The organism is Roseateles sp. FW305-36, from assembly GCF_058787015.1.
In genome coordinates this window covers 274,596-301,377 of sequence record NZ_JBYSZK010000004.1, presented here as the reverse complement: position 1 = coordinate 301,377, position 26,782 = coordinate 274,596, and the positions used below count along the sequence as shown (strand labels likewise).

Sequence of the window (26,782 nt, the reverse complement as noted above, 5' to 3'; positions counted from 1 at the left end):
CCCATCACCTGAAATCCCGGCTCTCCGTCGGCAACCTTCCCAGCAGCGGATTCAGATTGGTGAAGCCTTGTGCCAGCAGATGCCGCACATCGCCGTCGCCGCGCTGCCAGACGCCTTCGACGGCCAGCAGCCGCGCGCCGAGGATGGTGCTGCGGTGTGCTTCATAAACCTGGGGCCAGACGATGACCTGCACATTGCCGGTCTCGTCTTCCAGCGTGACGAACAGCGTGCCCTTGGCGGTCTGTGGCTTCTGCCGGCCGGTGACGATGCCGCAGGCCTTGGCGCGGCGACCGCTCTTGATGCCGTCGAGCTGCTGGGCGCTGAGCAGCCCCTGCTTGGCCAGGCGCGGGCGCAGCAGGGCGAGCGGGTGGCGGCGCAGCGTCAGGCCGGTGGCGGCGTAGTCCCACAGCACCTCCTCGCCCTCGGCGGCGGCGGGAAGGGCGAGGTCGTCCTCGGGCAGCAGGCTGCCCTGCAGCAACTCTGGGACTGCATGAAGGGCCGAGGCCTGCCAGACCTGCTGGCGGCGGTGGCCGGCGAGTGAGGTCAATGCATCGGCTGCGGCGAGCTGCTGCATGTCCTGCTGGGTCAGGCGGGCGCGGAAGGCCAGGTCCTGGGGGTGGGCGAATTCGCCGTCGCGGGCGCGGGCCTGTTCGATTCGATCGGCGGCCTCGTCGCCCAGGCCGCTGACCAGTCCCAGGCCCAGGCGCACCGCCGGTTGGTGTGCACCTTCGCGGAGTTCGAGGGTGCTGTACCTGTTGCTGTGGTTGACGTCGATGGCGCGCACCTCGACGTGGTGCCGCCGCGCGTCCTGCACCAGTTGGCTGGGCGTGTAGAAGCCCAGTGGCTGGGAGTTCAGCAGCGCACACAGGAAGGCCGCCGGCTCGTGGCATTTGAGCCAGGAGCTGACGTAGGTGAGCAAAGCGAAGCTGGCGGCGTGGCTCTCCGGGAAGCCGTAGGAGGAGAAGCCTTTGATCTGCCGAAAGATGCTTTCGGCGAAGGCGTCCTCGTAGCCGTTCTTGCGCATGCCGCTGACGACCTTGTCGTAGTACTTGTCGAGCACGCCGGGGCGCTTCCAAGCGGCCATGGCGCGACGCAGCTGGTCGGCCTCGCCGGCCGAGAAGCCCGCCGCGATCATGGCGATCTGCATGACCTGCTCCTGGAAGATGGGCACGCCGCGAGTGCGCCACAGGGCCGCCTTCAGTTCCTCGCTGGGATAGGGAACCTGCCCGGGTGGCAGGGCGCGGTTCTTCAGATAAGGGTGCACCATGCCGCCCTCGATGGGCCCCGGCCGCACGATGGCGACCTCGATGACGAGGTCGTAGTAGTCGCGCGGCCTCAAGCGCGGCAGCATGGACATCTGCGCACGGCTCTCGATCTGGAAGACGCCGATGGTGTCGGCTGCGCAGATCATGTCGTAGGTTTTTTCGCAGCCCTGCGGGATGGTGGCCAGTTGGTGGAGCTTGCCGCGCACCGGTTGGAGGAGATCGAAGCAGCGCTTGATGGCCGTCAGCATGCCCAAGGCCAGCACGTCGACCTTCATCATGCGCAGTTCGTCGATGTCGTCCTTGTCCCACTCGATGACGCTGCGGTCCTTCATCGTCGCGTTCTCGATGGGCACGAGTCGTTCCAGCGGGCCTTGGGTCAGCACGAAGCCGCCGACGTGCTGCGAGAGATGACGCGGCAGGCCGTTGAGTTGGCGGCCCAGCGTGATGAGCTGCAGCAGGCGCGGGTCGTCCTCGGCCAGGCCGAGCTTTTGCAGCAGCTCGACGCGGTGCTCCTCGGGCAGCACCTGGGTGGACCAGCCGCTGTGGTCCTGGCTCATCAGGTCGAGCTGCTCTTCACTGAAGCCCAGGGCCTTGCCGACGTCGCGGATGGCGCTCTTGGGCCGGTAGCAGATGACGACTGCCGTCAGCGCGGCGCGGTCGCGGCCGTATTTCTCGTAGAGGTACTGGATGACCAGTTCGCGGCGTTCGTGCTCGAAGTCGACGTCGATGTCCGGCGGTTCGTTGCGCTCGCGGCTGATGAAGCGTTCGAACAGCAGGGTGCTCTGGGCCGGGTCGACCGACGTGATCTCGAGGCAATAGCAGACGACGCTGTTGGCGGCCGAGCCGCGACCCTGGCAGAGGATGTCCAGGCTGCGCGCGAACCTGACGGTGTCGGCAACGGTCAGGAAATAGTGCTCGTAGTGCAGGTCTTCGATGAGCTCGAGTTCGTGCTCGATGCGGCTTCGCCATTCATCCGTCAGTCCGTCGGGCCAGCGCTGGGCCGCGCCTTCGTAGGTCAGGGCGCGCAGATGCTGCATGGCCGTCAGGCCCTCGGGGATGACCTCGCTCGGGTATTGGTAGCTGATCTCGTCCAGCCGGAACGTGCAGCGCGCCGCCACCTGCAGGCTCTCGCGCATCAGCTCTTCCGCATAGATGCGCGAAACCCGGTAGCGGCTGCGCAGATGGCGCTCGGCATTGGGCTGCAGGTCGAAGCCGCAGTCGGCCACGGTGCGGCCCAGGCGGGTGGCCGTCATGACGTCCTGCAGGGCCTTGCGCGAACGCACGTGGAAGTGCACGTCACCCGCGGCGACCAGGGGCAGGGCGGTCTCGTCGGACAGGGCCTGCAGGCGCTGCAGCCACAGCGCGTCGCTGGCCTCACGCAGCAGTTCGACGGCGATCCAGGCGCGGCCGGCGAAATGGCGCAGCACCCAGTGGGCCGCCGGCGCCAGCTCCGCGTCCGAGGCCTCGCGCGGCAGCACCAGCAGGGCCAGGCAGTCGGTCAGCTGTTCGGGCGCGATCTGGCGCCAGTGCAGGGTGTATTCGCCCTTGACCGGGCTGGCGCGGCGCAGCCGGGTGATGAACTGGCAGAGATTGCCGTAGCCGTTGAGGTTCTGCGCGATCAGCACCAGCTTGAAGCGCGGCGTGCCGGTGTCGTCGCGGACCAGGAATTCGCTGCCGATCAGCAACTGCATCAGCTGGGGTTGCTCGATGTCGTCGTCGGGCAGGCCGGCTTGCTTCGCGGCCTCTTTCAACTCGTGGTGGGCCGCCTCGCGCATCTCGCGCAGCTGCTTGTGGGCGCGCACCACGCCGGCCAGCGAGCATTCGTCGGTGATGGCCAGGGCTTCGTAGCCCAGCTCGACAGCACGTTCCACCAGCTCGGACGGCTCTGAGGCACCGCGCAGGAAGCTGAAGGCGGAGAGGCAGTGCAGTTCGGCATAACGGGAGATGTCGCCGCGCTGGGGTGTCGGGGCAATCGGCCGGTCGCCGTCGGCCCGGCGCCGCAGCTCGGCGGACGAGGCGATGCCCTGCTCGCGCAACAGGGCCAGCCTCTCGTCGCGGTCTGACAGGGGAGGCGTCATGCGAACACTCCATGCAGAAACCAGCCGGGGGCGGCGGATGCGGTCGATGAAGGCCGCTCGTGATAGACCCACAGCAGGCCGCGCGCGGCGCTGCGGTAGACGAAGTAGTCGCGTGTCTGCAGGCCGCTGGCGCCTTGCCACCAGCCGGCCTCGATGCGGTGCGGACCGCTGACCAGGGTCAAGGGGCCGCAGTACATCGGCTGTTCGCGGGCATCGGCGCGCAGCGGCTGGGGTGCCTGCAGCAGCCAGGTGGGCTGGGGGCCTGGAGGTGGGCGCACGGCGATGGGCGCCGGAGCGGGCCAGGCGTGCCAGCTCTGCATACGGTCCAGGCGATGGTCCTCGTGCAGCCGGCCTTCACGCACCTGTTCGGCACCCAGGCGCACCGACAGCCGCTCCAGCAGCGCATGGGTCGTCGCGCGCTCGGCGGGATCACTCGGCCCGGGCAGCAGGCTGACGCTGCCTTCCTCCAGCGACAGCACGCTGTCGGCGCTGAGGCGGATTTCGCCGGCCGGTGCGGCCAGCTCGGTGTGGGCGAGGTGCTCGCCGAGCAGCCGCGTCAGGCGTGGCAAGTCGCGCGTCGTGTCGGCGGTGGCCACGGTCAGCTCGCCGCTGTCGGCCACGTCGCGCGGGCGCATGGCGTCGTACTGCCAGGCCAGGCGCAGTGTGCGGATGCCGGCATGGCGGGCAGCGAGGAAGACGCAGAGCTGGCGCAGCAGGGTCTCGGCGAAGTGCAGCAGGACCGGCGCGTGCTCGACGCGGTAGGGCAGCTCCAGCCGGCTGTCGAAACGATCAGGCAGGGTCAGCCAGTCGTGCACCTCGGGCAGCTCGCCATAGGCCTGGTCCAGGGCCTTCAGCAGGGCCGGGCCGAAGCGCCGGGCCAGGGCCGGGCGCGGCAGATGGCGCAATTCGCCCAGACGGGTGCAGCCCAGGCGAGCCAGCATGGCGTGATGGGCCTGGGCGGCACTCAGGGCCGACAGCGGCAGGGCGTCCAGACGCTCATTCAAGGCGCCAGGCGTGGAGTCACTCGAGCGCGCCAGGGCCAGCGCGCCCAGGGCCGTCGACGCCCAGGCCATGGGCCCCAGGGCCAGCCCCGCTTCGGTCGCCCGTGCCTGCAGCCGCTGGCGCAGCGCGCGGGCACCGCGGAACAGCCGCAGGCTGCCCGACACCTCGGCCACGACGGCCTCCTCCAGTCGCGCGACGCGCGGCGTGAAGCTCAGCGCCAGCCAGGCCAGGGCGTCGCGGTCGCCTTCGGGCGCATCAGGCGTGCAGCACAGGGCGAGCCAGCGCATCGTTGCGCTCCATCGGAAGGCCGACCGGTTCGGACGAGGGCGCCGGCAGCGGTGCAGGCAAGGGCTTGCGCTTGGCCGCCGTCAGCAGCGGCTCGACCGCGCCCGGCACGGCGGACAGGTTCAGCCAGCCCTCGAAGGCCGGCCCGCGTCGCTTGAGCAGGTGCACGGCCAGGTCCCAGCCTTCGCCCGGCTGCACGACGAGGCGCAGCGGTGCGGCCGAGGACTGCTGGCCGACGCGCTCGGGCCGCACCAGGAAGGCCGGTGCGTCCGAACTCAGGGCGCTGACCTGCAGGCGGCGGATCTGCTCGGGCCGTGCTTCGGGCAACCAAGCCAGCACGGCCACGCGTGACTTGATGGCCTGTTCGGCGGCCCACAGCGCCTGGGCCGGCGCGGCCGCGGACACCCAGATCAGGGCCGACGACGGCAGGCCCAGGGCCAGCAGGCCAGGCAGATGCGGCGCATGCGGCGGGTTGACGAGCAGCAGCGAGCGCAGGCCGGGCGGGGTGACGCGTTGGCGGCGACCGGGCGTGGGCGCCGGCAGGGCCTGGGCCGCCCACCAGTTGCGCAGACCCGGGGCCAGCAACCGCCACTCCAGCACGCCGGGTTGAGGTGTCAGCACTTCGGTGACGGCGCGCAGCGGCCAGCCACCGCCGGGCAGTTCGGCGTCCAGTGCCGCGAAGCCGCTGGCCAGGGTGGGATCGACCGTCTGCCCCAGGCTGCTGCCGCGCCACAGCCGGCCTTGCAGGCGGGCGTCGTCCAGCGGCAAAGGGCCGGAAGTGGATGAAACAGGGGCGGCGGCAGAAAGGGCGACGGAGGCGGGCAGCATGGCCGGAGGGAAGAAACCGGAGCTTGGATGAGATCACAATACTGTATAAACATCCAGTATTTTCTGCCGATGACCCTCGCCAGCCGGCTAGCATTTCGCGCATCCTCTCGAGACCACCGCCATGCAACTCGCCCCGCTGATCTGTGTGCAGGATGTGCCCGCCGGCAGCCGCTGGTATCAGCGCCTGCTCGGCGCTCACAGCGGCCATGGCGGCAACGAATACGAGCGGCTGAACGATGCCGGCGGCCGCCTGCTGCTGCAGCTGCACCGCTGGGATGTCGACCACGACCACGGCCCGCTGGGCGATCCGGCCCTGCCGCATGGCAACGGCGTGCTGCTGTGGTTCGAGCTGACGGATTTCGATGCCGCCGTGGCGCGTGCCGAGGCCATGCAGGTCGATGTCGTCAGGCCCAGGCGCTGGAGCGAGAACGGCAACTGGGAGTTCTGGCTGCGCGATCCCGACGGCTACACGGTGGTGTTGACCAGCCCTTTGCCTTGATCTGAATTTCAGGAGATCCGAGATGCCGATGAATGACTATCTGCTGTTGTCGCGCGGGCAATGGGACGCCGACGCCAGCCCGCAGGACGTGCAGGCCGCCGTCGACGCCTTCTATGTCTGGTACGAACAGGGCCTGGCCCAGGGCCGGCTCAAGCCGGGCAGCCGCCTGGAGCTGGGCTGCCGCGTCGTCGCCAAGGGCGGCCTCATCACCGACGGCCCCTTTGCCGAGACCAAGGAATGGGTGGGCGGCTTCTGGTTCATCGTCGCCGAGACGCTGGAGCAGGCCGCGGCGATTGCGGCCGAGAACCCCTGCCTGCAGTTCGGCCTGACGACGGAAATCCGCCCGCTGGATGCCTCTCGTTCACACGTGACGGTGCACACCAACGAGACGCCGAAGACCTGGCGTTAACAGGCCCTATGCGAAGCCGTCGCCGTCGAAGTCGACGACGTCTTCGTCCCGCGCCAGCGTCGGCGGGGCGTCCTTGGGCTTCATGGCTTCCAGCTGCTCGCGCAGCTTGGCGACCTGGTCCAGCCAGTAATTGGGCGTGCCGAACCAGGGGAAGGCCAGCGGGAAGGCCGGGTCGCCCCAGCGGCGGGCCAGCCAGGCGCTGTGGTGGATCATGCGCATGGTGCGCAGCGGCTCGATGAGGCGCAGCTCGCGGTCGTCGAATTCGGCGATCTGCTCATAGCCGTCCAGCACGGCGTTCAGCAGATGGCGGGCTGCATCGGGTTCGCCGGGCAGCAGCATCCACAGGTCCTGCACCACGGGACCGGTGACGGCGTCGTCGAGGTCGACGAAATGCGGGCCGCGGTCCGGCGTCCACAGGATGTTGCCGGGGTGGCAGTCGCCGTGAAGTCGGGTCAGCTGCAAGTCGGGCAGGCTGTCGAAGGCGGCCTGGATGGCGGCGATGCAGCGTTGGGCGGCGTCGTCCCAGGTGGAAGCGATCTCGGGTGGGATGGCGTCATTGGCCATCAGCCAGTCGCGTGCCGTCTGGGCGGGCGCGGCGCTGGCCCAGGCCATGCGCTCGGCAAAGGGCTTCTGGCGGCCGACACCATGCAGGCGGGCCAGCAATCGGCCTATCCAGCGCAGCACCTCGGGGTCTTCCAGCTCCGGCCCGCGGCCGCCCTGGCGCGGCGTGACGGCCAGGCGCTGGCCCTGGTAGTGGAAGAGGGTGGAGCCGCCCTCCAGAGGCCAGGGTGCGGCCACCGGCACCTCGGCGGCGGCCAGTTCGGCGGCGAAGGCGTGCTCCTCGAGGATCTGGGTGTCGCTCCAGCGCGCCGGCCGGTAGAACTTGGCGACGGCGGCGCCGCCATCTTCCAGATGCAGCATCAGCACGCGGTTCTCGAAGGAATTGAGCTGCAGCAGCCGGCCGTCGGCGCGCAGGCCGGCGGCGTCCAGGGCGTCGAGCATGAACTCCGGTGTCAGGTCGCCGAAGCTGAGGTCAGGGATCGCGTGATGCATCCGGCGAGTGTCGCCGGACTGGCCTTGGCCGGGGATCAGCCCCGGCGCGGACGCTGGGTCGCGTAGCGCGGCGCGTCGACGACGACACCGACGATGTCGTCCATCATGGCTTCCTCGTCGGCGTCATCCAGCACCGGCAGGCTGCGTGGGTTGTAGCGCGAGGTGTCGAGGTTGCGCGAGGACAGGCGGCGCTGCGGCTGCGGCGGCGCGGGCTGATGAGACGGGTGAGACGCATGGGACTGATGCGCCGGATGGGCCTGCATGCGCGAATGACGGCCGCGGTCGCGATCCGGTTCGCCATAGCCATCGTTGCTGTTGTTGCCGAAGACTCCGGCGTCCTGCCACAGCGGCAGGGGCTGGGAGAACTGTCCCCAGTCGCTGCCGAATTCGTCCTCGCTGGTGCTGGTGCGGCGGCGCGACAAGCTGGCGGTCGCCGCCGGGGCTGGCAGGGGGCCGCGGGAGCTGCTGCTTTGCGGCACGAGCATCTGCAGTTCGGCGACGCTGGGCAACTGGTCCATGGCGCAGCGCAGATAGCGCACGCGGCAGGCGGACAGCACGGCATGCTTGATCTGCAGGTTGCGTGGGGTCACGCCGCGTTCGCCTTCCAGGTCGATGGCGGCCAACACGCGGCCGTTGGGGCTGCAAATGGCGAAGGTCACATGGGAGGCGCCGAGCAGATCAAACCAGTAGCGGACCTCTTTGGCCTCGGTCGGCTGGCAGAAGCGCACCAGCGGCAGCTTGGACAGCACGACATGATGGGGCAGGGCTTCACGCAGCAGGCGGAAGACGCGGCGCTCGTCGGTCGTGAAAACCGGCCTTGCCGTGAGTGACCACTCCGCCGGCAAGCCTTTATTGGCGTACGCAGGCCGACGCAGTGCCCAGATCAGGCTGATGGCCAGACCCAGCACGCAAACAGCCAGCGCGGCGATCCAATAGATGGCGTACGGCATATCCCTCAGGGATTTCGGCGGGTGACGCCGACCAGTTGTTCTCGCGGCGCAATGGGCAGTCAATGTAGCGCAACGTCCCTAAAAGACATTACTCGCTAGTCCTGATTCCCCCGGCCTAAGGGGTTGCGAGGTCCCGCAATCGACCGGAAATCGGTCATTTATTGCTTGGCGGCGCGGCCCGAGGATTCGAAATGAGCCTTGACCTCGGCAACGCTGTCGACGAATTCGCCCAGCACCTGGGCCTGGCGCTTGAACTGGAAGTCCAATTCGCCTAGGTGGCGCTCCAGGGCCTGCTCGACCTGGGAACTGAAGGTGTTGGCCGGCAGGCGCAGCCAGGCGGCCGACTCGCCGCCATCGCGTTCGACGACGGCGCCGGCGGCCGCCGCGATGCGCAGCATGGGGCGGTTTTCGCTCAAGGCGTGGATGAAGAGGGTGTCGATGCCGCGATTGCGGGCGTGCAGGCCGGCGGCGTCGAAAAGCCGGCGGCCCAAGCCCCGGCCGCGCGATTGCGGCAGCACCGAAACGCCGAATTCGGCCATGGTGCGCTCCGGATCGCTGCCGGGCATGGACTGGGCGTAGGCCAGATGGGCCAGGGCAATCAATTGCAGGCGCCGGTTGAAGATGCCCAGCACCTCGTCGCGGGCGAAATCGATGCTCAGCGCGTATTTGCGGATCTGCTCGTCCGACGCCGGGTAGCCGAAGCGCAGATAACGGTCCTGCGGGTCCAGGGCGAGCAGGTGGTCGATGATGCGGCGGCGGTGGCGCCGGGCCAGCGACCGGATGGGCACCCAGGTGGACAGCCGCTCCAGGGCGGCGCGGGCACTGGCCAGCGGTCCGCCGCTCGGTTCGGCCGGCGCAGCGGGAGGCGGATTCGGGTTGGGGCCGAAGGCCGACAGTTCATGCCAGTCCGGCGCGGCATCCGCGGGCGGGGCGGCAGGGGCGACGGGTGGTTTGCTGGGCATGGCGGGAACCGATGGTCGGCGTGCCTAGGTTAACGCGTCGAGGCCTTTCAAACCAAGGCTTTGGCTGCTACACTCGTGGGCTTTTCCGTCAAAAGGCTGCGGGAAAGATCCCTGCCGAGAGGTTGTGCATCAGACACAGCACCGAGGTGGGACGAAGTTTCAGCCATCCATCACCGGCGTCTCGTCAGAGGGGCCGGTACAGCGAAAGCTACTCTCATGAAGACCTTCAGCGCCAAGCCGGCCGAAGTGACGCACGAGTGGTTTGTGATTGACGCCACCGACAAGGTGCTCGGACGTGTTGCCAGCGAAGTGGCACTCCGTTTGCGCGGCAAGCACAAGGCCATCTACACGCCTCACGTCGACACCGGTGATTTCATCGTCATCGTCAACGCCGACAAGCTCCGCGTTACCGGCAACAAGGCCACCGACAAGGTGTACTACCGTCACTCGGGCTTCCCTGGCGGCATCTACGCCACGAAGTTCAAGGACATGCAAGCCAAGCACCCCGGCCGCGCGCTGGAGAAGGCCGTCAAGGGCATGCTGCCCAAGGGCCCGCTGGGTTACGCCATGGTCAAGAAGCTGAAGGTCTATGCAGGTCCCTCGCACCCGCACACCGCTCAGCAGCCCAAGGCTCTCGAGATCTAAGGAACGGCCATGATCGGAAATTGGAATTACGGTACTGGTCGCCGCAAGTCGTCGGTCGCTCGCGTCTTCATCAAGAAGGGCACGGGCCAGATCATCGTCAACGGCAAGGCCATCGACACCTACTTCGGTCGTCAGACCTCGATCATGATCGCCAAGCAGCCCCTGCTGCTGACGAACAATGGCGAAGCCTTCGACATCAAGGTGAACGTGCACGGTGGTGGCGAATCGGGTCAAGCCGGCGCCCTGCGCCTGGGCATCACCCGCGCGCTGATCGACTACGACGCGACCCTGAAGCCCGAACTGAGCCGCGCCGGCTTCGTCACGCGTGACGCGCGTGAAGTCGAGCGTAAGAAGGTCGGTCTGCACGGCGCCCGTCGCCGCAAGCAGTTCAGCAAGCGTTAATTTCTACGCTTCGACAGCAAAAGGCCGCTCCAAGCGGCCTTTTGTTTTTGCGCCGACAATCCCCACATTCGTTTCTGGACAGATTCACAGGAGCCCGCCATGAGCGCCGTGCTTGATACCCCCGTCACCGACATCCCCGTGCCCCTGGTCTTCACCGACAGCGCCGCCGACAAGGTGCGCGACCTGGTCGCCGAAGAAGGCAACCCGGACCTGAAGCTGCGCGTCTTCGTGCAGGGCGGCGGTTGCTCCGGCTTCCAGTACGGCTTCACCTTCGACGAGGCCGTCAACGAAGACGACACCCAGATGCAGAAGAACGGCGTGACGCTGCTGATCGACTCCATGAGCCTTCAATACCTGATGGGCGCCGAGATCGACTACAAGGAAGACCTGCAAGGCGCCCAGTTCGTCATCAAGAACCCCAACGCCTCGACGACCTGCGGCTGCGGATCGAGCTTCTCGGTCTGACCACGACGCAAGCTTGCTGAAGAGCCGCCCGCCGAGGCGGCTTTTTGCTTTTCTCGGCACCTCCTTTGCTGCAGGATCCGATGGACCAGGAACGCGACCAACGCATGCTGCTGTGGCTGGTGGCGCTCGGCTTCTTCATGCAGACGCTGGATGCCACCATCGTCAACACGGCCCTGCCGGCGATGGCGGCCAGCCTGGGCGAGAGCCCGCTGCGCATGCAGTCCGTCGTCGTCGCCTATTCGCTGACCATGGCCATGCTGATCCCGGCCACGGGCTGGATGGCCGATCGCTTCGGCACGCGGCGCGTCTACGTCGGTGCCATCGTGTTGTTCGTGCTGGGTTCGGTGCTGTGCGCCGTGGCTTCTTCGCTGAACCTGCTCGTCGCCGCCCGCGTCGTGCAGGGCCTGGGCGGCGCGCTGCTGCTGCCGGTCGGGCGCCTCGTCGTGCTGCGCACCTTTCCGCGCGAGCGCTTCCTGCAGGCGATGAGCTTCGTCGCCATGCCCGGTCTCGTCGGGCCGCTGGTGGGGCCGACGCTGGGCGGCTGGCTCGTCGAGGTGGCGTCCTGGCACTGGATCTTCCTCATCAACGTGCCGGTCGGCGTCATCGGCGCATTGGCGACGCTGCGCTACATGCCTGTGCCTGCGCCGGTCTCCACCGGGCGCTTCGACCTGGCAGGCTATCTGATGCTGGCCTTCGGCATGGTGGCCTTGTCGCTGGCCCTGGACGGGCTGTCGGGCCTGGGCCTGCGCCAGGCTTCGGTGCTGCTGATGATGATCTTCGGCCTGGCCAGCCTGACGGCTTACTGGCTGCATGCGCTGCGCCGGCCCGACCCGCTGTTCTCGCCGCGCCTCTTCGAGGTTGGCTCGTTGCGCATCGGCCTGCTGGGCAATCTGTTCTCGCGCCTGGGCAGCTCCTGCATGCCCTTCCTGATCCCCTTGCTGCTGCAGGTGACCATGGGCTACTCGCCCGCCCAAGCCGGCATGATGATGCTGCCGGTCGCCCTGGCCAGCATGTCGATGAAGAAGCTGACGACGCCGCTGATCCTGCGCCACGGCTACCGCCGCGTGCTGACCGTCAACACGCTGCTGGTGGGTCTGACCATGGCCAGCTTCGCCTTCGCGTCGCCGGATCAACCGCTGGCCTTGCGCATCGTCCAGCTGGCCCTCTTCGGCGCGGTGAACTCCATGCAGTTCACCGCGATGAACACGCTGACGCTGAAGGACCTGGAGCCTGCCATGGCCAGCAGCGGCAACAGCATGCTGTCCATGGTGCAGATGCTGGCCATGGGCATGGGTGTCGCCGCGGCGGGGGCGGTGCTGGCCGCCTTCACGGCCCATTTCGGTATGGACGGTGCGCAGACCCTGCAGACCTTCCGCGCCACCTTCGCCTGCATGGCCCTGATCACCATGGCCTCGGCCGGCATCTTCTGGCAGCTGGCGTCGGCCGACATCGGACCGGGGCCGTCCTCGCCCTCGCCGCAATCGCAGCCGGTCGACTGAAGCCAGACCCGATTCAGTTGTCCACGCCGTGGGGCGAGGCCGGCAGGATGGGCTTGAGCGCGCCGAACAGCGGCGACTTGCCGTGCCTGAACTCGTTGATCATGTTGAGGTCGGTGATGACGGCCGGCGGATCGTCGGCGGTCTGCTGGCGCAGGTAGTCGCCAGCCTCGATCAGCGGCGTGTTCAGCAGGCGCCACGCGACGCCCGGCTCGGCGAACAAGGCTTCGGGGAAGGCGGGCTGGCCCAAGGTGCGGCAAGACCGCAGCACCGCCTCGGCGTCGGGGCGGCGCTGCAGCGCTTGGTTGCTCATGTAGGCGAAGTTGAGATAGCGCGCGACATGCGGGAAGACATCGAGGGCGGTGGCATAGGCATCCAGGCTGTCCGTCGTGTTCATGGCGATGACGCCGCCGGGCGCCAGATGGCGCGACATCTCCTGCAGGTATTCGCGTGACAGCAGCAGGCTGGTGTAGGCCCGCCAGTGGTAGGTCGTGTTCTGGAAGATCAGGTCGTAGCGGGCCTCCCGATGAGCCCGTAGCCAGCGGCGGCCGTCGTCGATGTGCAGGCTGACGCGCGGATCCTTCAGCAATGTCGCCACGGCGGGATGGCTGGCGATGAGGTCGCGGTAGCCGGGGTTGATCTCGACGACGTCCACCTGCTCGACGCCAGGGAAGCCCAGGATGGCCTGCGTCCAGGCGCCCGTGGACAGGCCGATCACCAGCACGCGCTTGGGTGCCGGATGCAGCACGGCCATCAGATAGGCCCGGTCCAGCAGGTTGGAGTTCAGGTTCATGTCCACGTTGACGCGACCGTCGTAGGCGTTGCCGCCGTAGGTGATGTCGCCTTCGTCGTGAGCCAGGGTGTGCAGGATGCCGTGCTTGTTCTGGATCAGCTGGCGGATCGGCCGCGTGTCTTCCACGTCGGCGGCAACCTTGCTGATGACGGGCAGGGGCTGGGCCACCAGCACGGCGCCCAGGACCAGCAGCAGCACCGGCAAGGTGAACCAGCTGCGCTGGCGCTGCGGGGCGGCGATCAGGCAGACCAGGGCCAGCGTCGCGGTTCCCGCGGCCACGAGGCCCCAGGCGCCCTCCACCGGCAGCAGGTCCAGCAGCCAGAAGCCGGTGATCAGCGGCCCCAGGGCCGACCCCATCACGTTGGCCAGGTAGACCTGCGACACCGAGCGTCCCAGCCCCTCCCTTGACGTGTTGGAGCCGAGGTGGTGCACGATGGGGAAGAGCACGCCCTTGGCACCCGCCGTCAGCGCGATCATCAGCAGCAGGCCCCCCAGGCGCAGCGGGGTGTAGCCCAGCAGCGGCGCGGCCAGCTGCAGCGCGACGACGTCCAGGGCGGCGGCCCAGCTCAGCACGCGGGCCGCCGAAGCCAGCAGCTGGGTGCTGCGCTCGCAGATGCGCCGCCCGATGACGGAGCCGGCGGAGATGCCCGCCAGGAAGGCCACCAGCACCAGCGCGAAGGCCTGGGGGCGTCCCATCTGGCCGAAGCTCAGCAGGCGCACCCAGAGGATTTCCTGGCTCAGCGACAGCAGGCCGACGCTGAAGGACAGCAGCAGGGCGAGGCGACGCATCAGGCGGCCTTTCCGCGCAGGCTCAGCGCCACCACGGCGCTGGCGGCCGCGTTCAAGCCGGCCGCGAGCCAGACGACCTGGCGCAGGTCCAGCCAGTACAGCAGCACGAAGCCGATGGCAAAGGCGCCGCAGGCCGCGCCCAGGGTGTTGATGAAGTAGAGCGTGCCGGTGGACACGCCCACATTGCCCGAGCGCTGCCAGCCATGGGCCACCAGCATGGGCAGCGTCGCGCCCATGCAGACGGTGGGCAGGATCAGCAGCGCGAAGCTCAGCGCCGCGGCCGAGGGGCGTGACAGACCCGCGAACGCCGCCGCGCAGGCTTGCAGCAGGTCCACGCTGGCCAGGCCGTACAGGGCGATCAGGGCCTCGAAGGTGCAGAAGGCGAGCAGGATGCGCCGGGGCCAGCGGTCCGCCAGCTGGCCACCCAGCACGGCGCCCACGCCCAGACCCAGCATGAAGGTCGAGACGATGATGGTGACCGACTCGATGTCGACCCCCACGACGACGAACAGCAGGCGTTGCCAGGCCAACTGGTAGACCAGGGCGGCAAAGCCGGACAGGAAGAAGGCGGCCGCGACGGGCCATGTCGTGGCGCGGAAGCTGAGACTCAAGCGCGGGCTCCGTGATGAGGGCGGCGCATGCTAACCGCGGCCGCCCTGGGCTCAGGCCGGATGCAGGGCGCCCAGCACGCGCAAACCGGCCGCACCGGTGACTGTTGGCAGATTGCCGGGCAAACGCTCGACGAAACGCTGCGCCAGCCAGGCAAAGGCGGCGGCCTCCACCTGGTCCACCGGCAGGCCGCGCTCGGCGCTGCTTTGCACCGTGGCGTTAGGCAGCAGGGCCGCCAGCCGGCGCATCAGCGCCCCGTTCAAGGCGCCACCGCCGCAGGCGATCAACGTGCGGGCCTCGGGCATCTGCGCCTGCAGAGCGTCGGCCACGCAGCGGGCACTCAGCTCCAGCAGCGTGGCCTGCACATCTTCGGTCGCGAGTCCCGGCGTCAGCCTGGCGTCCAGCCAGCGCAGATGGAAGAGGTCGCGCCCGGTGCTCTTGGGCGGCGGCAGTGCGAACCAGGGCTCGGCCAGCAGGGCGGCCAGCAGCTCGGGCAGCACCTGGCCCGTCGCGGCCCAGGCGCCGTCGGCGTCGAAGGCCAGGCCGCGGTGGCGGGCGATCCAGCCGTCCATCAGGCAGTTGGCCGGGCCGCAGTCGAAACCGCCGGTGCGGCCGTCGGCGAAGAGCAGGCTGAGGTTGCTGATGCCGCCCAGGTTGAGCGCCGCCGCATCCTGGCCGTCGGCGCCGAAGACGGCGCGGTGGAAGGCCGGCACCAGCGGCGCACCCTGGCCGCCAGCGGCGACATCGCGGCTGCGCAGGTCGCAGATCACGTCGATATGGGCCTGCTCGGCCAGCAAGGCACCGTTCAGCAGCTGCGTCGTGTAGCCATCGAAGCCATCGGGACGATGGCGCACGGTCTGGCCGTGGGCGCCGATGGCGCGGACTTGTTGCCTCGTCGTGCCGGTGGCTTCAAGCAATTGCGACACCACGTCGGCATAGCCGCGTGCGATGGCATTCGCCGCCAGCGCGGCGCGGTGCAGCTCGTTGTCGCCAGGCGCGTTCAGCGCCAGCAGCTCGTCACGCAACGCGTGCGGGAAAGGCGAGTGCACATGGCCGGTGACGGCCATCGCGCTGGCGTCGAAGAGAACCCCGTCAATGCCGTCGAGCGAGGTGCCCGACATCAGCCCGACGTAGAGGCTCACCGGTCTTATTCGGCGGCGGAGACGCCGTCCATGGTTTCGGCCACGGCCAGCTGGGTCTTCACGCTGGCGACGGTCTGCAGGAACTGCGACTTGGCGTAGCCCGGCAGCGTGACGGCCTCGGAGGCCTTCGCGATGGTGCGCGGGTCCATGTGGCGGCCGCCGACACGGAACTCGAAGTGCAGATGCGGGCCGGTGGCCCAGCCCGTCATGCCCACGGCGCCGAGCTTCATGCCTTGCTCGATGCGCTGGCCCTTCTTGACGTCGATGCGGCTCAGGTGGGCGTAGACCGTGCTGCGGTCGCCGCTGTGGCGCACCTGCACGACATTGCCGAAGCCGTTCTGCCAGCCGGCCATCTCGACCGTGCCATCACCCACCGAGCGCACGGCGGTGCCGGTCGGCGCGCCGTAGTCGACACCGTTGTGCTGGCGCCAGTTGTTCAGGATGGGGTGGAAGCGCATCGCGAAGCCGCTGGTGATGCGCGAGAACTCCATCGGGCTGGCCAGGAAGGCGCGGCGCTTGCTCGTGCCGTCGAAGCCGAAGAAGCTGCTCTTGCCGGTGGCGTTGTCCTTGAAATAGACCGCCGAATAGGTGCGGCCGTTGTTCGTGAACTCGCCGGCCAGCAGGCGGCCCACGCCGCCGTCCCATTGCACGGGCTCACCGTCGGCCGTCAGCGTCTCGTAGACGATGCTGAAGCGGTCGCCCTTGCGCAGCTCGCGGTGGAAGTCGATGTCGCCCGAGAACATGTCGGCCATCTGCGAGGCGATGCCGTCGGGGATGTTGGCGTCGTCGGTCGCGGCGAACAGCGAGGTGCGGATGGTGCCGCTGCCGAGAGCCACCTGGGTCTGCAGCGGCGCCGTCTCGGTGCGGGCCGTGAAACGGCCGCCGTCGCGCTCGATGGTCAGCCGGGTGAAGTGACTCTGCTGCTGCTCGACCTTCTCGGCCGGGAAGCGCACCACGATCTTCTGCACCTGGCCCGAAGCGTCGGCCGTCAGATGCACCATCTTGCCGGCGCGGCCTTGCAGCACGCGGCGGCCCAACGGGTCGTTGCGCAGGAAGGCGGCTGCCGCCGGGTCGAAGGCGCCGGCGCGCTTGAGCAGGCTGTCGGGCGTGTCGCTGGAGCGGGTGGCCTCGGCGCGGGTCAGGCCGATGGCGTTGGCGGCCAGCTCGTCGAGTTGACTCTCGATGTCGGGCGTGGCGACGGCCTCGACCAGGGTGCGCTTGGGCAGCTCGGCGGCATCGGGAGCCAGCGGCGCAATGCCGAAGGCGGTCACGGCGAAGCAGCTCAGGGCGCCCACGACGGACGCCGTCAGCGCACGCGGGTGCTTGGCGGCAAAGGCCTCGGCACGCTGCAGGCTGGCTTGGAGTTGCTGAAGGCGGGTCTGAACGGTCACTCTCGGTATTCCCGGGGTTGTCGCTGGGGCAATCCCGGCCGAGCCGGTTCCACGCGCAGGCCGCTCGTGGGCGGCCCTTAAAATCCCTGGATTGGTTGTGTTGAAACAACACCCCCAAAACGAAGGGTGAATTCTAACGGCTTTGTCCTACCCGGCATGCCGGTTAACCCCGATGGATCAATAACTTAACAATTTTGTCCGGCTTGTGACCGGGCACGATGCGCCATGTCCGACGCTCCGCAATTCCCGATCACCGATGCCGTCCTCGAAGCCCTGGCCGTCACGCGCCGCGGCGTGGACGAGCTGCTGCCGGAGGCGGAGTGGACGAAAAAACTGGCCCGCTCGGCCGCCACCGGCGTGCCGCTGCGCATCAAGCTGGGCCTGGACCCGACGGCGCCCGACATCCACGTCGGTCACACCGTCGTGTTGAACAAGATGCGCCAGTTGCAGGACCTCGGCCACCAGGTCATCTTCCTGATCGGCGACTTCACCTCCCTGATCGGCGACCCCTCGGGCCGCAACGCCACCCGCCCGCCGCTGACCAAGGAGCAGATCCAGGCCAACGCCGAGACCTACTACGCTCAGGCCAAGCTGGTGCTAGACCCGGCGCGCACCGAGATTCGTTACAACTCCGAGTGGAGCGAGCCGCTGGGCGCGGCCGGCATGATCCAGCTGGCCAGCAAGTACACCGTGGCCCGCATGATGGAGCGCGACGACTTCACCAAGCGCTTCGCGGCCCAGACACCCATCTCGGTGCATGAGTTCCTCTACCCGCTGATGCAGGGCTATGACTCGGTGGCGCTGAAGGCCGACCTGGAGTTGGGCGGCACCGACCAGAAGTTCAACCTGCTGATGGGTCGCCATCTGCAGCAGGAATACGGCCAGGAGCCGCAGTGCATCCTGACCATGCCGCTGCTCGAGGGCCTCGACGGCGTCGAGAAGATGTCCAAGTCCAAGAACAACTACATCGGCATCACCGAGGCGCCCAACACCATGTTCGCCAAGATCCTGTCGATCAGCGACGTGCAGATGTGGAAGTGGTTCGAGCTGCTGTCCTTCAAGTCCATCGCCGAGATCGCCGCGCTGAAGGCCGAGGTCGAGGCGGGCCGCAATCCGAAGGACGCCAAGGTCATGCTGGCCAAGGAGATCACGGCGCGCTTCCACAGCGCCGCGGCGGCGGATGCGGCCGAGGCCGACTTCAACAACCGCGCCAAGGGCGGCATCCCGGACGACATCCCCGAGGTGCAGCTCAGCGGTGCGCCCATGGGCATCGCCCAGCTGTTGAAGGCCGCCGGCCTGGTCGCATCGACCGGCGAGGGCCTGCGCATGGTCGAGCAGGGCGGCGTGCGCCGCTCGGGCGAAGTCATCGCCGACAAGGGGTTGAAGCTCGACGCCGGCGAGCATGTGCTGCAGGTCGGCAAGCGAAAGTTTGCGAAGGTTGTGCTGAGCTGAGGGCTCGGCAGCGACCGCATCCAAAGGGAGGCCAGGCCTCCCTTTTTTCTGCCTGATTGCCGCCATTCGCCACCGCCTGCTGGCGATTCCCGCCGCCTGCCGTCCATTCATCGCAAGCCATTCGCCGGGCGTCCCGGGCATCCGCACAGTTCGGGTCATCGCAACCCCGACCGAGTGCCCCCATGAACGCTGCTTCCATCCCCGTCTGGCCCTTCTTCCTCCTCGCCGGCCTCGTGATGCTGGGCTATCGCCAGTCACGCGACCGCATCGTCCAGCCCGGCACGCTGGCCAAGGTTGCCCTGGCCATGCTGGCGCTGTCCTTGTACGGCGTCACGACGGCATTCGGTGCCCACATGGTGCCCGTGTTGGCCTGGGCGGCCGCCTTTGCCGCCGCGGTCTTCCTCGGTGGCCCGCTGTTGGCGCCGCGCGGCCTCGCCAAGGAAGGCGCCGCCGTGCGCATGCCCGGCAGCTGGGTGCCGCTGGGCCTGATGCTGGGCATCTTCATGACCAAGTTCGGCCTGGGCTTCGCCGCCGGCATGGGTGCCCATGTGCTGCAGGACGTCTGGTTCATCGCCGCGGTGAGCGCGGTGCTGGGTTTGTTCAGCGGCGCCTTCGCGGCCCGGGCCACGGCGGTGCACCGCTTCGCCAGCCAGGCCTGAGCCGACGGAAAAAAGGGAGGCCCCGGCCTCCCTCTGGGTTGATGAAAGATCGGTCGCCTAGCTGGCGAACTGCTCGTTGCCGGCCACGCCCATCTTCCTGACGCCGTGGTTCCGGGCCGAGGCCATGACGGCCGCGACGGCGCCGTAGTCGGTGAGCTTGTTCGGCTTGATGTGCACCTCGGGCTGGTCGGTCGTCGCCTGGGCACCCACTTCCTGCATCTTGGCATCGAGGGCGGCGCGGCCGTCCAGGGCCTGGTTGTCCCAGGAGACGCTGCCATCGAAGTCGATGGTGACGACATGGACCACCGGCTTGGGCAGGGTCACCTCGGAGGTTCCCTTGCCGATGAACAGGTCCAGCGAATGCAGCTGGATGGGGATGGTGATGATGAGCATCACCAGCAGCACCAGCATGACGTCGATCAACGGCGTCGTGTTGACCTCCATCAGAACTTCGGGTTCGGTGTTGCCGGACAGGGTCGCGAGCTTCATTCCCATGGTGCCTCCCAGGATGGCTGCCTTGCGTCGGGATGACGGGGCTGCGACCCATGATGCCAGTTCGGCCCGAAAAGCAAAGTGAAGCCGAGGACTCCCTGCAACTCAGGGTTTCAACGGCCGCGGTGACGTCGATCCCGACCACGGGCTGCAACGGGGCCGCTGCCAGGCCGATCCGGCGTCGTGCCGGCGATCGAACTCGTCGCGACGGTCGCTGCCTCCAGCGCTTCATCGCAAGGCCGTCGCCTGAACGGAGTGGCTCAGGGCTGCGCTGACTTCCCGTCGCTGCCGCGGCCAACTCTGGGGAAGAGCATGCCCACCTGCTGGCGGTAGGCGAGATAACGCTGGCCGAACTGCACCACCAGGTCGCGCTCCTCGAACCAGATGCCCAGCAGGATGTAGCCCGTGCTGCCCGCCGCGAACAGCGCATGGCCGGCCGTCATCTGCGGCGTGGCCCAGAAGGCCAGCAGGAAGCCGACATAGATGGGGTGGCGCACATGCCGGTAGAACAGCGGCGTGCGGAACACCGGGGACGGGATCTGCTGGCCGCGCAGCCGGGCCCAGGGCTGGCGCAGACCGAACAGCTCGAAGTGGTCGATCAGCCAGCTGCTGATGAGCAGCACCGCCCAACCGGCCCAGAACACCGCCTGCAGGGCCAAGCGCCCCGCCGGGTGCTGCACCGACCACAGCACCGGCTCGGCGATGGGCCGCCATTGCCACAGCAGCAGGGCGAGCACGGCGCTGGCGGCCAGCACGAAGGTGGCACGTTCCACCGACTCGGGCACCACCCGCGTCCACCAGCGCTTGAAGCCGCGCCGCGCCATGACGCTGTGCTGCACGGCGAACAATCCCAGCAGCGAGAAGTTGACGAGCAGTGATTCGGCGAGCGGTACTGCGGCGCCGCTGTCGATGGTCTTGGGCAGCCCTGGCAGGTTGCCGACGAAGCCGACCGCATAGGTGACGCTGCCGAGAAAGAACAGATAGGCCACGAGGGCGTACAGCAGGGCGAAGAAGGCCATGGTGATGTCTCCGATTCGAGGGTCTCGTCAACGCAGGCGCAGCACGAGGCGCCCCTGCACGCGTCGGTCGCGCAGCCGCGCCAGCGCTTCGTCGAATTGATCCAGCGGCAGCTCCGCAGCCACCAGCGGCTTCAGGCGCCCTTCGGCCACCCACCGCATCAGCTTGGCGTCGACCTCGGCGCTCTGCTCGGGGTGGCGCATGGCCCAGGCGCCCCAGAAGGCGCCTACCAGCGAGTAGTTCTTCAGCAGCGGCAGGTTGGCCGCCAGCGACGGGATGGCACCGCTGGTAAAGCCAATGGGCAGGATGCGGCCGCCCCAGGCCATCAGGCGTGCCATCGCCGCGAAGACCTCGCCGCCGACGTTGTCAAGGAAGACGTCGACGCCCTGGCCGTCGGTCAGTGCCTGGACGCGCGCCTTCAGGTCTTCCTCGCCATAGGCCACCACGGCCTCGGCGCCGCGGCTGCGCACGACCTCGGCCTTGTCGCGGGAGCCGATGCCGGCGATGACGCGACCGCCCAGCTGCCGCGCCAGGTCCACCGCCGCCAGCCCGACGCCGCCCGCGGCGCCGCTGACGAAGACCGTCTCGCCGGCCTGCAGGCGGGCGCGCTCCACGAGCGCATAGTGGGCCGTGCCGTAGGCGTAGCGCACCGTGCAGGCGATGGCGAAGTCCACGCCGTCGGGCAGGCGGGTCACCTGCGAAGCCGGCGCCACCATCTGCTCGGCCCAGGCGCCGGTCCAATGGCCGCAGGCGACGCGGTCGCCTGGCTGCAATTGAGTGACGCCAGGGCCGACGGCGCAGACCACGCCGGCCGCGTCGGTGCCCGGCGTGTAGGGCAGGGGCGGCCGCATCTGGTACCTGCCCTGGGCCATCAGCGCATCCATGAAGCTGACGGCGGCGGCATGCACGTCGACCAGCACCTCGCCGGCGGCGGGTGTGGGGGAGGCGATCTCGCCCAGCACGAGGCGCGGCGGGTCGGCGTAGTCGTGGCAGAGAACGGCGCGCATCTCAGGCCGCCTTCATGCGCACGGCGACCACCTCGGCCGTCGCGCATTCGACATCGCCCTGCAGCACGCGGCAGGCGACGGTGCCGCGCCTTCCGCTGCTCTCCATGACGCGGGCGCGCAGCTCCAGCGGGCGGTCGATGGCGGCGGGCTTGAGATAGGTGACCGACAGCCGCCCGGTGACGAAGGCCGGCGCATTGCGGTCCAGAGCCAGGCCGGCTTCCCGGCAGTGCGTGGCCATCGCCGTCCAGATGGCGTGGCAATCCACCGCCGAGGCGATGGCGCCGCCGTAGACCACGCCGGGATGGCCGATGTAGTGGGGCGGCGGCTGCCAGTGGCAGACCAGCTCGTCGCCGTCCCAGCGGCTCTTGATCTGCAGGCCGCGCTCGTTGAGCGCGCCGCAGCCGAAGCAATGCACCTTCAGCACATCCTGCAATGCCGGTCCGATGTCGTCCATGCGAGCCTCCGTTCGTGTTGCGGAGACTGTCGCGCGGCAGCCGCCCGGGCCACAAGTCGGCCCTCTACGGTAGGTGCTGTCCCGGCTACCGGGCGATCACGGTAGTCAGGCCTGCAGCAGGCACAGCCGCGTGGCGCGGTGCACGGCCTCGGCGCGGGTGCGGCAGCCCAGGGCCTTCAGTGCGCCAGCCACATGCATCTCCACCGTGCGCGGGCTCAGTTGCAGAGCACCGGCGACCTGCTTGTCGGTCTCGCCGCCGGCGATGCGGCGCAGCACCTCGGCCTGGCGCGGCGTGAGCTTGGGCGCCGGCTCGTCACGGCCTTGAGGCAGGCCCAGGAAGTCGCGCACCTCGCGCAGAAAACCGGCGAAGGCGGGCTCCGTCGGCAGCGGGATGTGGTTGCGCCCCTCCAGCGGCACGAAGCGCGCGCCGGGCACCAGCGAGGCCAGGCGACGGCCCTGCTCGAAGGGCACCATCTGGTCGTCCTTGGGGTGCAGCAGCAGCGCCGGGCAGCGCACGCGCCGGGCGGCCTCCTTGACGTTGATGCCGTACAGCGCATCGAGGTAGCGCGCCGCCACGTCAGGTGCGCAGGTTTCGCGCTGCAGCTTGTCGAAGGCAGCCCATTGCTCGGGCGAGGCATCGGGCAGGAAGCGCGACACGAAGACCTGGCGGAAGGCTGGCGAACTGTTGCCCCAACCGACGGCGGCGAGCTCGCGCATCAGGTCGCCTTCGCGGCGCACCGCCGGGTTGGGGTGGCTCGTGCTGTAGTAGGACGTGGCGAAGCCGCCGAACAGCACCAGGTTGCGCACGCGCTCGGGGTGGCGGGCCGCGTACTCGACGGCCACGCCGGCGCCGCAGGTGAAGCCCATCAGCGTGAAGGGCTCGTCGCGGCCATAGGTGTCGGCCACGGCCTCGAGGTCGCGCACCCAGGATTCGAAGGACAGGTCGTCGACGCGGCGCTGCGACAACCCGCAGCCGCGGGTGTCGTACTCGACATAGGTGTGGGCCGCCGAGAACTCGTCGATCAGCGCTTGCTGGATGCTGCCCGGTGCGACCTGGTCGATGTGGGTCAGCCAGGTGGCCGCCTTCAGCACCAGCGGGCCGCTGCCATGGCGCGCGGCGGCGATCTGCACACCGTCGGAGGAGGTGACGAAGCGGATGTCGCGCTGCGGGGCCATGGGTCCAGTCTAGGCAAAAAATCAAAGGGAGGCCGCCGCCTCCCTTTCGTTCACGGCTTGACCGGCCGCAGATAGGGACCGGGCTTCACGACCGGAATCGGCTCGGCCGCGATGCGCCGCTTCAGCTCGGCGAGCGCTGCATCCAGCTGCGCGTCGTGCCCCATGGCGGTGGCGCGCGGCAGGTTGTCGACCTCGATGTCCGGCGTCACGCCCACGCCCTCAACGAGGAAGCGGCCCTGGGCGTCAATCTGGCCGTTCTCGGCGGCGCGCATGATGCCGTTGTCGACGAGGCGGTTCTGGTCGGACAACCAGACGCCGGCGCCCGAACTGCGCTTGCCGATGACGGGGCCGATCTTCAGCCGCTTGAAGCCTTCGGCGAAGGTCTCGCCGTCGCTGTAGGTGTCCTCGTTCATCAGCACCACGGTGTGGCCGCGGTAGACGTTCTGCATGTTGGCGTAGACCGGCGCGCCGCCGGGCGAGCGCGGCTGCCAGAAGGCCCAGGCGCGGCGCAGCAGCTTCTCCAGGATCCAGCTGTCGATGTTGCCGCCGTTGTTGTAGCGCACGTCGATGATGAGGCCGTCGCGGTCGCTGGCGGCGTAGAACTCGCGCACGAAGTCGGCGATGTCGGCCGGGCCCATGGCGCGCAGATGCACATAGCCGATGCGACCCTGGCCGGCCTGCTCGACGGCCCGCGCGCGGCTGACGCGCCAGTCGTTGTAGCGCAGCTGGTTCTCGCGCACTGGAGCCACGGGCGTGACGATGCGCTGCACGGTCTTGCCGCCGGCGGCCTGCTTGACCTCCAGCAGCACCTGGCGACCGGCCTGGCCGCGCAGCATCTCGAGGATGTGCGGTGCATCAGCAGTCGGGCGGCCATTGACTGTCGTGATGATGTCGCCCACCTTGAGCCCGAGGCCGGGCGCGGCCAGCGGTGGTGCTTCCGACGGCAGCTCGGCCTCAAAGCCGTAGATCGCCTCGATGCGCCAGCCTTCGGCCCCGCGCGAGAAGCGCCCGCCGAGGCCGGCGAGACCCGGCTCGTCCGGCGCGGGACGGGTGTCGCCGGGGCCGACCTGGCTGTGCAGGGCGCCCAGCTCGCCGACCATCTGCGCCATCAGCTCGGCCAGCTCGAAGCGGTCGGTCACGCGGTCCACCAGGGGCTCGTATTTGGCGCGTACGGCCGTCCAGTCGACACCATGCATGGCCGTGTCGTAGAAGTGGTCGCGGTGCATGCGCCAGGCGTCGGCGAACATCTGCTTCCACTCGGCGCGCGGCTGGGTGGCGATCTGCCAGTCGCTCCAGCGCACGGTCAGCTTGCCCAGGTCGGCGGGCAGCTTGGGTGCCGCGTCGACGATGAGGATCTCGGGCGCACCCTGGCCCTGGTTGCGCACCACCATCAGCTTCTTGCCGTCGGCACTGATGTCGTAGCTGCGGACGTCGGAAGCGAGGATCTCGGCGGGGCCGCCCTGGTTGTCGATGCTGATGGACTTCAGATGGGTCTTGCGGTCCAGGTCCTGGTCCAGGAACCACAGCCGCTTGCCGTCCGCACGCAGATTGCGATAGCTGCCGGCCGGTACGGGCAGCTCGTAGAGGCGCTCGGCCAGGCCTTCGAACTGGATGGTGGGCTTGCCCTTGTCCTTCTTGTCGGTCGCCGGCTTCTTGTCCTTGTCATCCGGCTTGCGCTCGGTGGGCTCCTTGTCGGTGGCCTTCTTGTCCTCGGCGCGCTGCTCGTCGGCCTTCTTCTCGGTGACCGATTCCAGTTCGTCCTTGGCCGCGAAGGGCGAGCGCAGGCCCGGCTGCAGTGCGAGCGCGTAGAGCTTGCTGCGGAAGCCGAAGAAGGGGCCGGTGTTGCGGTCGCCCCAGGGGCTGCCGTTGCCGGTGGTGGCGAAGTTGCGGTTGGACGCGAAGTAGAGCCACTGCCCGTCGGGGCTGAAGGTGGCGGCGGCGCTGTCGTAGCGGTCGCTGGTCAGCGTGTGGGTGCGGCCGTCGGCGGTGCTGTAGAGCTGCAGCTGGCTGCGGTCGGGCTGGCGCAGCGCCATCGTCCAGGCCAGGGCCTGGCCATCGGGGCTCCAGCCCTGCAGCTGCGGCGCGTCGCCGAGGCCGCCGCGGGCGATCTCTTTCGTCGTCTTGGCCTTCAGGTCGGTCAGCCAGATGCGGCCTTCCTTGTCGGTGTGGGCCAGCCAGCGGCCATCGGGCGAGGGCAGCAGGTCGCGGCGCTGCGTGGTCGCGCCGCCGGTGATGCGCTCGGGCTGGCCGCTGCCGTTGGCCGCGAAGCGCCAGATCTCGGTTTCGCCGCTGAAGTCGCAGGTGGCGAAGACGCTCTTGCTGTCGCTGCTGAACTCGCCCTTCTTGCAGCGGCCGTCGGCCGGCTGCGGCAGTTCGGCGCGGCGCAGGGCCTGCACGCCCTGCGTGGCGAGATGGCCGCGCGCGGCCAGCAGCACGCGCTCGCCGTTGGGGGCGAAGCTGGTGTCGGTCAGAAAGTCCTGCGGCTTCTTGATCCAGCGCTCGCGCTGCTGGTCGAAGTCCCCACCCAGGCTGATGTCGAGCTTCCTGGGCGCCGCGGCCTGCGCCAGGTCGACGAGGTAGAGGTCGGCGCCCAGCGCATAGACGACACGACTGCCGTCGATGGAGGCGTGGCGGATGTCCCAGCCCTTGTGCGTGCTGTGCTGGCGCAGGTCGCCACCGCGCGCGTCCACCGACCAGAGATTGACCGTCCCGTCGCGGTCCGACAGGAAGGCGATGCGCTCGCTTCCCGGGCCCGTGCCGACGCGGTAGGGCAGGGGACGGCGGTCGTTGTTGCCTTCGGCGAGCAGCGGCCTGGCCTCGGAGCGGTCCATCAGGTCCATGACCCACAGCCGCGCGATGGCGCCGCCGCGGTACTGGCGGGCGTTGTCGCCGCGCAGGCCGCTGCGCGTGAAGTAGAGGGTGCGGCCGTCGGGGCTCAAGGCCGCATCGCTGGCCTGGCCGACGGGCAGCTGGCGGCGCTGGCCGGTCTTCACGTCGACGGCGAAGAGCTGGGAGCCCGGGCGGCTGTCCAAGCCGGTGTAGAGGACCTCGCCCGCGGCCGTGAAGCCCCAGACGCGCATGCCGCCGCCTTCCCAGGTCAGGCGCTTCGGCAGGCCGCCTGCCACCGGCATCAGATAGATCTCGGTGCCGCCGTCATACTGACCCGTGAAGGCCAGCCACTGGCCGTCGGGCGACACGGCGGGCTGGGTCTCCTGGCCGTTGTGCGTCGTCAGGCGCTGGGCCTCGCCGCCTTGCGTGCCGACGCGCCAGAGATCGCCCTCGGCGACGAGGTAGATCTGCTCGCCCTGGATGGCGGGCTGGCGGTAGAAGCCGCTGGTGCCGGCCCAGGCACTTGTGGCGCACAGGGCTGCGGCGAGGGCAGCAAGACGAAAGCTGGGCATGGGGGGTCTCCTCGAAGTGCGCGCATTGTGGTTGCTAGGGGGATGAGGAGCGATTCGTCAC

At 68.9% G+C, this 26,782-nt stretch carries 24 protein-coding genes; 8 read left to right on the top strand and 16 right to left on the bottom strand.

Annotation, left to right across the window (positions count from 1 at the left end; translation table 11 throughout):
* Positions 1 to 4: 4 nt before the first annotated feature.
* The 3 genes from AC3WOE_RS09985 to AC3WOE_RS09975 are packed head-to-tail and all read right to left on the bottom strand — an operon-like array spanning position 5 to position 5,458.
* Positions 5 to 3,343 carry an error-prone DNA polymerase gene (locus AC3WOE_RS09985; RefSeq protein WP_492690129.1) on the bottom strand — a complete coding sequence of 1,113 codons (3,339 nt, stop codon included), beginning with the start codon at positions 3,341 to 3,343 and terminating at the stop codon, positions 5 to 7.
* Positions 3,340 to 4,632 (bottom strand): Y-family DNA polymerase, encoded by a 1,293-nt coding sequence (locus AC3WOE_RS09980; protein ID WP_492690128.1) that lies wholly within the window; start codon positions 4,630 to 4,632, stop codon positions 3,340 to 3,342. Before AC3WOE_RS09980 ends, AC3WOE_RS09985 begins: the two co-directional genes overlap by 4 nt.
* Complete coding sequence (locus AC3WOE_RS09975) at positions 4,601 to 5,458, bottom strand: translesion DNA synthesis-associated protein ImuA (RefSeq protein ID WP_492690127.1); 858 nt, start codon at positions 5,456 to 5,458, stop codon at positions 4,601 to 4,603. The genes AC3WOE_RS09980 and AC3WOE_RS09975 overlap by 32 nt, the downstream gene beginning before the upstream one ends.
* A gap of 121 nt (positions 5,459 to 5,579) precedes the next feature.
* Here AC3WOE_RS09975 and AC3WOE_RS09970 point away from each other — a divergent pair, with 121 nt between their 5' ends.
* Together AC3WOE_RS09970 and AC3WOE_RS09965 are read left to right on the top strand one after the other, a co-directional pair.
* Entirely contained in the window at positions 5,580 to 5,957 is a 378-nt protein-coding gene (locus tag AC3WOE_RS09970; protein WP_492690126.1) for a VOC family protein, read from the top strand.
* A 22-nt stretch (positions 5,958 to 5,979) separates the two neighbouring features.
* A complete protein-coding gene (locus tag AC3WOE_RS09965) occupies positions 5,980 to 6,366 on the top strand; it encodes a YciI family protein (protein ID WP_492690125.1) in 387 nt (128 codons plus the stop codon).
* Between the two features lie 6 nt (positions 6,367 to 6,372).
* On the opposite strand, the gene AC3WOE_RS09960 is transcribed toward AC3WOE_RS09965, so the two are convergent.
* The 3 genes from AC3WOE_RS09960 to AC3WOE_RS09950 form a co-directional block, all read right to left on the bottom strand.
* Entirely contained in the window at positions 6,373 to 7,419 is a 1,047-nt protein-coding gene (locus AC3WOE_RS09960; protein ID WP_492690124.1) for a serine/threonine protein kinase, read from the bottom strand.
* A gap of 35 nt (positions 7,420 to 7,454) precedes the next feature.
* Positions 7,455 to 8,369, bottom strand: a complete 915-nt coding sequence (locus tag AC3WOE_RS09955) for a DUF2726 domain-containing protein (RefSeq protein WP_492690122.1) — start codon at positions 8,367 to 8,369, stop codon at positions 7,455 to 7,457.
* Positions 8,370 to 8,527: 158 nt separating this feature from the next.
* Positions 8,528 to 9,331 carry a GNAT family N-acetyltransferase gene (locus AC3WOE_RS09950; protein WP_492690121.1) on the bottom strand — a complete coding sequence of 268 codons (804 nt, stop codon included), beginning with the start codon at positions 9,329 to 9,331 and terminating at the stop codon, positions 8,528 to 8,530.
* A 216-nt stretch (positions 9,332 to 9,547) separates the two neighbouring features.
* Here AC3WOE_RS09950 and rplM point away from each other — a divergent pair, with 216 nt between their 5' ends.
* From rplM to mdtD, 4 genes are all read left to right on the top strand, one after another.
* Positions 9,548 to 9,976 carry a 50S ribosomal protein L13 gene (rplM, locus tag AC3WOE_RS09945; protein ID WP_119043837.1) on the top strand — a complete coding sequence of 143 codons (429 nt, stop codon included), beginning with the start codon at positions 9,548 to 9,550 and terminating at the stop codon, positions 9,974 to 9,976.
* Between the two features lie 9 nt (positions 9,977 to 9,985).
* Positions 9,986 to 10,378, top strand: coding sequence for a 30S ribosomal protein S9 (rpsI, locus tag AC3WOE_RS09940; protein ID WP_492690119.1), 393 nt, complete (start codon positions 9,986 to 9,988; stop codon positions 10,376 to 10,378).
* 99 nt (positions 10,379 to 10,477) lie between these two features.
* Entirely contained in the window at positions 10,478 to 10,843 is a 366-nt protein-coding gene (erpA, locus tag AC3WOE_RS09935; protein ID WP_492690118.1) for an iron-sulfur cluster insertion protein ErpA, read from the top strand.
* An 80-nt stretch (positions 10,844 to 10,923) separates the two neighbouring features.
* Positions 10,924 to 12,342, top strand: coding sequence for a multidrug transporter subunit MdtD (gene mdtD / locus AC3WOE_RS09930; RefSeq protein WP_492690117.1), 1,419 nt, complete (start codon positions 10,924 to 10,926; stop codon positions 12,340 to 12,342).
* A gap of 13 nt (positions 12,343 to 12,355) precedes the next feature.
* On the opposite strand, the gene AC3WOE_RS09925 is transcribed toward mdtD, so the two are convergent.
* The 4 genes from AC3WOE_RS09925 to AC3WOE_RS09910 are packed head-to-tail and all read right to left on the bottom strand — an operon-like array spanning position 12,356 to position 17,063.
* Positions 12,356 to 13,921 carry a fused MFS/spermidine synthase gene (locus AC3WOE_RS09925; protein WP_492690115.1) on the bottom strand — a complete coding sequence of 522 codons (1,566 nt, stop codon included), beginning with the start codon at positions 13,919 to 13,921 and terminating at the stop codon, positions 12,356 to 12,358.
* Positions 13,921 to 14,532 (bottom strand): fused MFS/spermidine synthase, encoded by a 612-nt coding sequence (locus AC3WOE_RS09920; protein ID WP_492690114.1) that lies wholly within the window; start codon positions 14,530 to 14,532, stop codon positions 13,921 to 13,923. The genes AC3WOE_RS09925 and AC3WOE_RS09920 overlap by 1 nt, the downstream gene beginning before the upstream one ends.
* Positions 14,533 to 14,583: 51 nt before the next feature.
* Entirely contained in the window at positions 14,584 to 15,672 is a 1,089-nt protein-coding gene (locus AC3WOE_RS09915; RefSeq protein WP_492690112.1) for an anhydro-N-acetylmuramic acid kinase, read from the bottom strand.
* A 5-nt stretch (positions 15,673 to 15,677) separates the two neighbouring features.
* The gene (locus tag AC3WOE_RS09910) at positions 15,678 to 17,063 is read right to left on the bottom strand and encodes a M23 family metallopeptidase (RefSeq protein ID WP_492690111.1); all 1,386 of its coding nucleotides are present in this window, start codon (positions 17,061 to 17,063) and stop codon (positions 15,678 to 15,680) included.
* A 225-nt stretch (positions 17,064 to 17,288) separates the two neighbouring features.
* On the opposite strand from AC3WOE_RS09910, the gene tyrS reads away from it, so the two are divergent.
* Positions 17,289 to 18,515, top strand: coding sequence for a tyrosine--tRNA ligase (tyrS, locus tag AC3WOE_RS09905; RefSeq protein ID WP_492690109.1), 1,227 nt, complete (start codon positions 17,289 to 17,291; stop codon positions 18,513 to 18,515).
* Positions 18,516 to 18,697: 182 nt separating this feature from the next.
* The gene (locus tag AC3WOE_RS09900) at positions 18,698 to 19,174 is read left to right on the top strand and encodes a DUF6622 family protein (RefSeq protein ID WP_492690108.1); all 477 of its coding nucleotides are present in this window, start codon (positions 18,698 to 18,700) and stop codon (positions 19,172 to 19,174) included.
* A 57-nt stretch (positions 19,175 to 19,231) separates the two neighbouring features.
* Here AC3WOE_RS09900 and AC3WOE_RS09895 read toward each other — a convergent pair whose 3' ends face one another.
* From AC3WOE_RS09895 to AC3WOE_RS09870, 6 genes are all read right to left on the bottom strand, one after another.
* Positions 19,232 to 19,663: an ExbD/TolR family protein gene (locus AC3WOE_RS09895; RefSeq protein WP_492690106.1), complete on the bottom strand. Its 432-nt coding sequence runs from the start codon at positions 19,661 to 19,663 to the stop codon at positions 19,232 to 19,234.
* 263 nt (positions 19,664 to 19,926) lie between these two features.
* Complete coding sequence (gene mddA, locus AC3WOE_RS09890) at positions 19,927 to 20,685, bottom strand: methanethiol S-methyltransferase (RefSeq protein ID WP_492690104.1); 759 nt, start codon at positions 20,683 to 20,685, stop codon at positions 19,927 to 19,929.
* Between the two features lie 27 nt (positions 20,686 to 20,712).
* Entirely contained in the window at positions 20,713 to 21,690 is a 978-nt protein-coding gene (locus AC3WOE_RS09885; protein WP_492690103.1) for an NADPH:quinone oxidoreductase family protein, read from the bottom strand.
* 1 nt (position 21,691) lies between these two features.
* The gene (locus tag AC3WOE_RS09880) at positions 21,692 to 22,144 is read right to left on the bottom strand and encodes a PaaI family thioesterase (RefSeq protein ID WP_492690101.1); all 453 of its coding nucleotides are present in this window, start codon (positions 22,142 to 22,144) and stop codon (positions 21,692 to 21,694) included.
* 105 nt (positions 22,145 to 22,249) lie between these two features.
* Positions 22,250 to 23,320 (bottom strand): alpha/beta fold hydrolase, encoded by a 1,071-nt coding sequence (locus AC3WOE_RS09875; RefSeq protein ID WP_492690100.1) that lies wholly within the window; start codon positions 23,318 to 23,320, stop codon positions 22,250 to 22,252.
* A 50-nt stretch (positions 23,321 to 23,370) separates the two neighbouring features.
* Positions 23,371 to 26,721 (bottom strand): S41 family peptidase, encoded by a 3,351-nt coding sequence (locus AC3WOE_RS09870; protein WP_492690098.1) that lies wholly within the window; start codon positions 26,719 to 26,721, stop codon positions 23,371 to 23,373.
* Positions 26,722 to 26,782: the final 61 nt, after the last annotated feature.

Bases quoted from the DNA above. Each gene is read 5' to 3' on its own strand.
- erpA (WP_492690118.1), top strand. From the start codon at position 10,478: ATGAGCGCCGTGCTTGATACCCCCGTCACCGACATCCCCGTGCCCCTG.
- AC3WOE_RS09965 (WP_492690125.1), top strand. From the start codon at position 5,980: ATGCCGATGAATGACTATCTGCTGTTGTCGCGCGGGCAATGGGACGCC.
- AC3WOE_RS09950 (WP_492690121.1), bottom strand. From the start codon at position 9,331: ATGCCCAGCAAACCACCCGTCGCCCCTGCCGCCCCGCCCGCGGATGCC.
- rpsI (WP_492690119.1), top strand. From the start codon at position 9,986: ATGATCGGAAATTGGAATTACGGTACTGGTCGCCGCAAGTCGTCGGTC.
- AC3WOE_RS09880 (WP_492690101.1), bottom strand. From the start codon at position 22,144: ATGGACGACATCGGACCGGCATTGCAGGATGTGCTGAAGGTGCATTGC.
- tyrS (WP_492690109.1), top strand. From the start codon at position 17,289: ATGTCCGACGCTCCGCAATTCCCGATCACCGATGCCGTCCTCGAAGCC.
- mddA (WP_492690104.1), bottom strand. From the start codon at position 20,685: ATGGCCTTCTTCGCCCTGCTGTACGCCCTCGTGGCCTATCTGTTCTTT.
- AC3WOE_RS09975 (WP_492690127.1), bottom strand. From the start codon at position 5,458: ATGCTGCCCGCCTCCGTCGCCCTTTCTGCCGCCGCCCCTGTTTCATCC.
- AC3WOE_RS09895 (WP_492690106.1), bottom strand. From the start codon at position 19,663: ATGAAGCTCGCGACCCTGTCCGGCAACACCGAACCCGAAGTTCTGATG.
- mdtD (WP_492690117.1), top strand. From the start codon at position 10,924: ATGGACCAGGAACGCGACCAACGCATGCTGCTGTGGCTGGTGGCGCTC.
- AC3WOE_RS09925 (WP_492690115.1), bottom strand. From the start codon at position 13,921: ATGCGTCGCCTCGCCCTGCTGCTGTCCTTCAGCGTCGGCCTGCTGTCG.
- AC3WOE_RS09900 (WP_492690108.1), top strand. From the start codon at position 18,698: ATGAACGCTGCTTCCATCCCCGTCTGGCCCTTCTTCCTCCTCGCCGGC.
- AC3WOE_RS09970 (WP_492690126.1), top strand. From the start codon at position 5,580: ATGCAACTCGCCCCGCTGATCTGTGTGCAGGATGTGCCCGCCGGCAGC.
- AC3WOE_RS09985 (WP_492690129.1), bottom strand. From the start codon at position 3,343: ATGACGCCTCCCCTGTCAGACCGCGACGAGAGGCTGGCCCTGTTGCGC.
- rplM (WP_119043837.1), top strand. From the start codon at position 9,548: ATGAAGACCTTCAGCGCCAAGCCGGCCGAAGTGACGCACGAGTGGTTT.
- AC3WOE_RS09875 (WP_492690100.1), bottom strand. From the start codon at position 23,320: ATGGCCCCGCAGCGCGACATCCGCTTCGTCACCTCCTCCGACGGTGTG.
- AC3WOE_RS09980 (WP_492690128.1), bottom strand. From the start codon at position 4,632: ATGCGCTGGCTCGCCCTGTGCTGCACGCCTGATGCGCCCGAAGGCGAC.
- AC3WOE_RS09955 (WP_492690122.1), bottom strand. From the start codon at position 8,369: ATGCCGTACGCCATCTATTGGATCGCCGCGCTGGCTGTTTGCGTGCTG.
- AC3WOE_RS09960 (WP_492690124.1), bottom strand. From the start codon at position 7,419: ATGCATCACGCGATCCCTGACCTCAGCTTCGGCGACCTGACACCGGAG.
- AC3WOE_RS09885 (WP_492690103.1), bottom strand. From the start codon at position 21,690: ATGCGCGCCGTTCTCTGCCACGACTACGCCGACCCGCCGCGCCTCGTG.
- AC3WOE_RS09870 (WP_492690098.1), bottom strand. From the start codon at position 26,721: ATGCCCAGCTTTCGTCTTGCTGCCCTCGCCGCAGCCCTGTGCGCCACA.